The sequence below is a fragment of the uncultured Gimesia sp. genome (genome assembly GCF_937910335.1).
In the GTDB taxonomy this organism is placed as follows: Bacteria; Planctomycetota; Planctomycetia; order Planctomycetales; family Planctomycetaceae; genus Gimesia.
Genome location: NZ_CALEMX010000514.1, coordinates 1 through 5,253 on the forward strand (window position 1 = coordinate 1; position 5,253 = coordinate 5,253).

Here is a 5,253-nt window from a genome sequence, read left to right on the forward strand (position 1 = left end):
GCGCAAATTACGTGCCAAAGCGAGGGAAGTCATCTGGGAAATGCGGGTTTAAGAAGCTTAAAATTGAACCAGGATTGCAACGGACATTAACCAAGCATTTTGGCTCGGTAGCAGACGTGATCAAGGGGGTTCAGTTAAAAGATCGAATCAGTTTCTATGCTTCAGATAGCAACTCAAATCTCTGGGAAATAAAGATTCCGGATTTAAGCATCCTTACTCACAAATCCGGTTCATCAAGTAGTGCGCTATAACTGCGGAGAGTCATGCCTTTTTTTCATTGTTTGTATTTTGAGGATCACTAAGTGGCCTGGCCTGAGATCACCATCGAAGATTTGCCTCCCAAACGCGACGATGAACCTGTGTCGCTACGGGAGGATATACTCGATGAACTGACGGACCATTTTGTGTGTGCTTTGAATCGAGAGTTGTTGAAAAATCCGGATGAGCAGACTGCAAAACAACGCGTATTAAATCAGTTTGGTGACCCCGTCAAAATTGCCCGCCAACTTTGGTTGGAGGCGATGAAGGAGAGAATCATGTCTCAACGTATTATGACCGGAATTTCCGCTGTGATGGCTGTTTGCAGTATTGCTGTCGTTGGTATTGCCTGGATGCTGATGAGAGACAGCCAGGGCGTCAATCAGAAAATGCTGGCACAACTGGCGGTGATTGCTGATCGGCCTCAAGCTGATTCGACGGTTGTGAAAAGCTTGCAACGTACCAATGAAGCGATCGTACGCGAATTGAAAATTCTGGCGGAATCACAAAGACCTTCCCAGCAATCAGGGGGGATGGGAAGTGGCTTTGGATCGATGATGGGGCAGAGTAAAGAGCCGTCCGGGTCGAAGGGGTCCAGAACGGATAGGCTCGGGATGGGAGGCTTCGGGATGGCTAAGCCTGATGAACCTTCTAATATTAACCAGCAAATTCTCAAGCAATTAGAACAGTTAAATAAGAAATCAAATTTACAGGATGGTTCTACGTCTGAAGTGATGAACCAGATTTCGTTTCAGCTTGTGCAGAAAAAGGAAGACGGGAAACCAGCCATCGGATTTATCGGCAGTTTGACTAAAATTGGCACAGATGCTTTTTCGTTAAGTGCAACAAGCGATGAGAAGGGAACACTCGATTTTGGAAAACTTCCCTGGGGGAAATATGATTTATCGTTGAAGTCTCCCTGGAATGAAAAGTGTCAGTTGTCGAGACTCACGATGATTCCTGGCCGTAGCTATTCCCAAACAATCGTCTGTCCTGTTGCCCCTCCTGAAGAGGTTCCCGTCGAATTTCAGGTCAATATGAAAAAGAATTCTGGGGAAGAATGGCAGTATCTTTTGTGTGATTTTCGTAATCATGATTATGGGGCCGATCCTATATCGTTCCGCCTGCAGTCTTCGAGGAAAATACAGAACGACTACTGGTCTTTTTCGCATGATTTACAAAAACAGCCAGAGCGTGGTGTTTATTTGATTGATATCAAAAACAATCAGGTGATTCCATGTCCTATGACAGTTAAGGGGAAATATAAAAACCTCGATCTACAGGACATAGTCTGGCAAAAATCAGCGATCGTGTTGCAGGGGCAATATATTAAGCCCGTTGTATACCTTATTCGAAAGCGTGAACTCTCCAAGCTGTCTGAGATAAATTCATTGAAGAACATTGGAACGATTACCAGTTCATCTCTGGAGAGTGAAATAGAACCTGAATTTCAAATCTATACTAAAGTTGTCTCCGGATTATTCTTAGATCCATTTGAGAAACTGAAAATAGCACCGCAACTTCAAAAAAAATTGGAACAGATGGGTGGAGCTGGTGTAATGAACGTGCTTCATGGGTATCACTACAAATTTTCAAGAGCTTACGGGTACTATTTAGCCACCAAAGCAGGACCCAATGTTTGGGAAATTAACGTTCCTAAGATGAGATTCATTTCTGGGGAATCCGGTTCATTAAAATAAATGCTCGCTGACCGAAAAACAGACAGTCGGCAGGTCAACAAACAAAACCGAGGAGTACAAAGTGGGTTGGCCTGAAGTGAGCATTGAAGATTTACCACCCGAGCGCGACGATGAACCCGCGTCGTTACGGCAGGATATTCTCGATGAGCTCAGTGAACATTTTTGTGTGCTTTGAATCGAGAGCTGTTAAAGAATGCTGATGAACAATTGGCCCGTCAGCATGTGCTGAATCAATTTGGTGATCCCATCAAAATTGCTCGTCAACTCTGGTTTGATGCGATGAAGGAGAGGATGATGTCTCAACGAATTATAACCGGTGTTTCTGTCGTGATGGCTGTTTGCAGTATTGCTGTCGTCGGTATTGCCTGGATGCTGATGAGAGAGAGTCAGGGCGTCAATCAGAAAATGCTGGCACAACTGGCGGTGATTGCCGACCGTCCACAAGCCGATTCAACGGTTGTGAAAAGCTTGCAGCGTACCAATGAAGCGATTGTACGCGAATTGAAGGTCCTGGCGGAATCGCAAAAACCTTCCCAGCAATCGGCAGGGATGGGAAGTGGCTTCGGATCGTCGATTGGCGGGGGAGAAGGTGGATTTGGAGCGATGGCAAAGCCTGCTGAACCGTCTAACATCAACCAGCAAATTCTCAAACAGTTAGAACAGTTAAACAAAAAATCAACCAGCCAGGGTGGTTCCACTTCTGAAGCGATGAACAAGATTTCGTTTCAACTTATGCAGGATAACAAAGGCAAAAAGCCAGCCGTCGGCTTTTTCGGCACGTTGACTAAAATTGGCACAGATGCCTTTTCACTGAATGCAACAAGCAATAAGTACGGGACGCTCGATTTTGGAAAACTTCCCTGGGGGCGATACGATTTATCATTACAATCTCCCTGGAATGAAACGTCTCGCATTTCAAGGTTTGCAGTGATTCCGGGTCGGAATTATGTTCAAGGAATTTTTTGTCCGGTTGCTGCTCCGGAAGAGGTTCCCGTTCAGTTTCAAGTTGACTGGTCGGAGAAACAAAAATCGGATGATCTGGTATTCATCTGTGACTTTCGTACAACGTATCAGGCAAGGGGAGGCGTCACCATTTATGAATTCAGTAGCTCCCGTAAAGCGGGTGACGTATTCTGGCAAAACGATCAGAATGATACGAATAGTCATCCACGGGAACCAAGGGGCATTTATCTCATCAGCGGTAACAATCAAGTGAGTCGTTGTCCTGTGGACGAAGCGGGGAAATTTATTGACATTGATCCAGATACGCTCGACGAAAAGCCGTCGATCAACATGTTCGAAGGTGATTCCTATCAACAGCCAGTCATCTACCTGATTTCAAAGCAGGATCTGAAAAATCTTTCGCAGTTAAATTCTCTGAAGATGTTTGATGTAATCGACAAAGACAGAGCCAGAGTTTTTACATACAATCCACTTAATCAACTGCAAAGGTTTGGTATTAACTCCGGTGATGGTCTTGGTGGTTTTGGTGGTAGTCTCGGTAGAAAAAATAAACTTGCCTTTGTTCCATCCACCAAGATTCTGGTGCCTTTCAAAAAGAAGGATACCTCCGCTGATTCTGCTAATCTGTTTGATGTAATCTCACGCCAAAAAATGATCGACGGAATTCAGTTACCCGAACTGTTAAGCTATTCCGTTACTAAAGATCAGCCCAATGTATGGAAAATCAAAATTCCAGACCTGAAACTAAAGGCGATTCCTGAAGGAGCCGGTTTTGGTTCCTTTGAGCGGTAAGTGTTCAAGTGAAATTCAATCCCGGCGATTTCATTTCTTTGGGTGTGACTTTATTTCTGCTTCATTGAATAGTAACCCGTAACGGGGAAGAGCACCGGTTTTGTCATTGCTCAAAATTAATGTGTACAAAGTGACTTGTCCTGATAGCATGTAATTATTCAGATTGCGATCTTGCGAAAATCGCGGTCTAACTCTGATTCGATGCAATGCAGGAATAGGCCATGTCGAAAAAAATAATAGCCGTTGTTTCCCTTGTTCTGGTTATTTGCAGCATTTCCGTTGTTGGTCTGGTCTGGACTTTGGTGAAACAGAACCAGGAAGTCAACCAGCACATACTGAAACAGTTGGATGAAATAAAACAGGTGCAGCAGAGTCAATCTGTTTCTGCATCTGATTCATTGAGTCAAGTCGCGTTTCAGCTCGTTCAGGATAAGAAAGATGGGAAACCGGCTGTTGGCTTTAGAGGTAAGCTGACAAAAGGTGGGAAACAACTAGATACGTTTGCATTGGAAGCAGTCAGTGATGAATCGGGAACGCTCGATTTTGGAAAACTTCCCTGGGGAAGATATGATTTGGATTTGTGTGCCCCCTGGGGAGGCAGTTCACTTTTTCGCTGGTCGAGCGGAGAATCGTATCAGCTATCAGATCTGATGGTGTTACCCGGTCGAGATTTTCCTTCCTCCACAATCGATTGTCCGGCTGCGGCACCGAAAGCGGTTCCCGTGAAGTTTCAAGTGACTTGGCCTGAAGGTCTCAATACAGATAATTATTATTTGTTATGTGACTTTAGTGTTAAATCTGGTGATAACGAAGTTCTGTTCGCGAGCACGCGGGTGATTCAACAGGAGACCTGGCTTTATATACACAATGATATGACTCGATTTGGTGTCTTTCTTATCAATAATCAAAATCATGTACAGAATGATCTGACACTAAGTCTAGTTTTTGGTTTTGAAGATTTTATGCCGGAGAAATTTGCAGTAGAGAAACCATCGATAAAGATGCTGGAGGGACAGTATATTTTACCTGCGATTTATCTGGTTCGAAAAGATCGTTTAAAATCAATTTCGAAAGACTTAGCGAATAATGTTTACAGTGCAGTATTAAATCATGAACGAGACAGGTTAGTGTTTTTTCAGCCTCTTCCCAAATTACGATCTTTGGGTGATTCTTTTAAGAAAGATAGAACGACCACGTTTCTGTTTCCATTTCATAAGAATGTTTTTGCCACTGATGATCCTCCGGATTCAAAATCACCGCCCAAGATTAAGATTGCGAGTGGGATTGAATTGTCAGAATTGTTGGAATTTCATGCTACTACACATCAGGACAATATTTGGAAAATCGATTTACCTGAGTTGAAAAGTCTCATTATTCCTGAAGGAATTGGAGGGACGGGGACGGGTTTGTATTAACGGGGGCTTGTCGTTCAAAAGATGTTTCTGGTTTCCTCCCAAGTGAACTATCAAATCGAAGCCTACCAGGCGGGCGGACACATGGGTCTTCCCCTAGTGCGCCTGCAAGCGCATCGAATCAGCGA

General features: G+C 44.0%; 4 protein-coding genes. All 4 read left to right on the plus strand.

The window, feature by feature from the left end:
• A partial coding sequence (locus Q0668_RS21125; protein ID WP_298868274.1) for a hypothetical protein occupies window positions 1–251 on the plus strand: 251 nt, incomplete at its 5' end.
• A gap of 51 nt (window positions 252–302) precedes the next feature.
• Window positions 303–1,958, plus strand: coding sequence for a hypothetical protein (locus Q0668_RS21130; protein ID WP_298868276.1), 1,656 nt, complete (start codon window positions 303–305; stop codon window positions 1,956–1,958).
• 162 nt (window positions 1,959–2,120) lie between these two features.
• A complete protein-coding gene (locus tag Q0668_RS21135) occupies window positions 2,121–3,713 on the plus strand; it encodes a hypothetical protein (RefSeq protein ID WP_298868278.1) in 1,593 nt (530 codons plus the stop codon).
• A gap of 221 nt (window positions 3,714–3,934) precedes the next feature.
• The gene (locus tag Q0668_RS21140) at window positions 3,935–5,128 is read left to right on the plus strand and encodes a hypothetical protein (protein WP_298868280.1); all 1,194 of its coding nucleotides are present in this window, start codon (window positions 3,935–3,937) and stop codon (window positions 5,126–5,128) included.
• Window positions 5,129–5,253 lie beyond the last annotated feature (125 nt).

Coding starts and splice junctions, on each gene's coding strand:
- Q0668_RS21140 (WP_298868280.1), top strand. CDS start 3,935: ATGTCGAAAAAAATAATAGCCGTTGTTTCCCTTGTTCTGGTTATTTGC.